The sequence below is a fragment of the Planktotalea sp. genome (assembly GCF_039984035.1).
Lineage (GTDB): Bacteria > Pseudomonadota > Alphaproteobacteria > Rhodobacterales > Rhodobacteraceae > Planktotalea.
Window position 1 is genome coordinate 1 of record NZ_JBDWVM010000117.1, and the last position, 1,748, is coordinate 1,748.

The 1,748-nt window shown below is 54.3% G+C and carries 3 protein-coding genes; 1 reads left to right on the forward strand and 2 read right to left on the reverse strand.

Annotated elements, in window-relative coordinates:
- Together ABJQ89_RS05330 and ABJQ89_RS05335 are read right to left on the reverse strand one after the other, a co-directional pair.
- On the reverse strand, positions 1–933 hold a 933-nt coding region (locus tag ABJQ89_RS05330; protein ID WP_348495231.1), incomplete at its 3' end, for a CaiB/BaiF CoA-transferase family protein.
- A gap of 5 nt (positions 934–938) precedes the next feature.
- Entirely contained in the window at positions 939–1,178 is a 240-nt protein-coding gene (locus ABJQ89_RS05335; RefSeq protein ID WP_348495232.1) for an Lrp/AsnC ligand binding domain-containing protein, read from the reverse strand.
- A gap of 134 nt (positions 1,179–1,312) precedes the next feature.
- On the opposite strand from ABJQ89_RS05335, the gene ABJQ89_RS05340 reads away from it, so the two are divergent.
- The coding region (locus ABJQ89_RS05340) for an imidazoleglycerol-phosphate dehydratase (RefSeq protein WP_348495233.1) at positions 1,313–1,748 on the forward strand (436 nt) is incomplete at its 3' end.

Sequence of the window (1,748 nt, forward strand, 5' to 3'; positions counted from 1 at the left end):
CTGCATCTGAGGGTCTTGTTCAGCCTCCCAAGGGGACAGAACGACAGCGGTGCAGGCTTCTGAATCTAAGAAATGAGCTTGCCAATGCGCACGCGATTGCGTCGCAAAAATCTCAGCCAATCGCGCTGTTTGTGCAGGCCATTGACGTGCGTCATGCTGCTCTGCCATCTCAGGATCATCGCTTAGATCCAAATCAGCCAACAAACGCGCGTAGAACTGTGGCTCAAGCGCTTGCACCGAAACGTAACCACCGCAGGAACATGGATAACAGCGCGACCAATGCGGACCATCCAGCAGGCTTTTGCCGCGTTCGGGCGACAGACCGCCCCCCTGCCCCAAAGCCATTAGCAAGTTCATCATATGGGCTGATCCATCAACGATTGCTGCATCTACGATACAGCCCTCGCCGGTGCGGCCAGCCTTGATAATCCCAGCAAGAACACCAGCCACAAGATAAAGCGCGCCGCCGCCAATATCGCCGACTAATGTTGCGGGTGTCACAGGCGCATCCTCTGGCAAACCCGCATAAAATAGCGCACCAGACGTCGCGATGTAATTGAGATCATGCCCGGCTTGCTGCGCGCGTGGGCCCGTTTGCCCCCAGCCCGTCATACGTCCGAAGACCAGCTTTGGATTGCTCGCAAAGCACTCCTCTGGCCCCAAGCCCAAACGTTCCATCACGCCGGGTCGAAACCCTTCGATTACAGCATCAGCCCCGTCAATCAACGCCCGCGCGATGCGCACATCATCGGTGTCTTTCAGGTTCAGTGAAATCGATCGTTTCCCGCGATCAAGAAGACTGGCGGCAGTGCCATCCGCCTTTCCCTTGCGATGAATGACCGTCACCTGTGCGCCCAAATCCGCTAGCATCATGCCTGCGAAAGGCGCAGGGCCAAGCCCTTCGATTTCGACGATTTTGATCCCGTTCAACACGCGCTTTAGAATGCTTTGAAAGTCATCGTGGTGAGCGTGCGTTCAATCCCATCTATCGGGAACAGATGCTCATTGAGGTATTTCCCCGTATCTTCGCCATCTGGGATATACATTTTCACAATCAGATCATACTCGCCCGAAGTCGAATAAATTTCCGAATGCACCTCTTCCAAAGCAATGTTTTCGGCGACTTTATAGGTCGTTCCGGGTTTACATCTGATCTGCACAAATACGCATGTCGACATGGGTTGATCCTTTTCTCATGTTACCTGCAAAGCTGGCATAGAGGTCACGCCGACGCAATCGCGAAACTGAGGCGCTTGGCCTAAGCGAAGTGGCTGCTATAAGGGCGCAAACAAGCAAGCTTGAGGATGCTCCCATGCGGACCGCAAAAGTGACACGCGCCACGGCCGAAACTGACATTTCTGTTGAGATCAATCTCGACGGGACAGGTGTTTATGACAACCAAACCGGTGTTGGTTTCTTTGATCACATGCTCGATCAACTCGCGCGTCACTCGCTGATCGATATGACCATCCGCGCCAAAGGTGACTATCACATTGATGATCACCACACGGTTGAGGACACAGGCATCGCGCTGGGTCAGGCGCTCACCCAAGCGCTTGGCGATAAACGCGGTATCCGCCGATATGGTGAATGCCACCTGCCAATGGATGATGCCCAAGTGCGCTGTGCTTTGGACCTTTCTGCACGCCCATTCCTTGTGTGGAACGTTGATTTGCCGACGCAAAAGATTGGCACATTCGATTGCGAACTCGTGCGCGAATTCTTCCAAGCCTTCGCCACGCACGGCG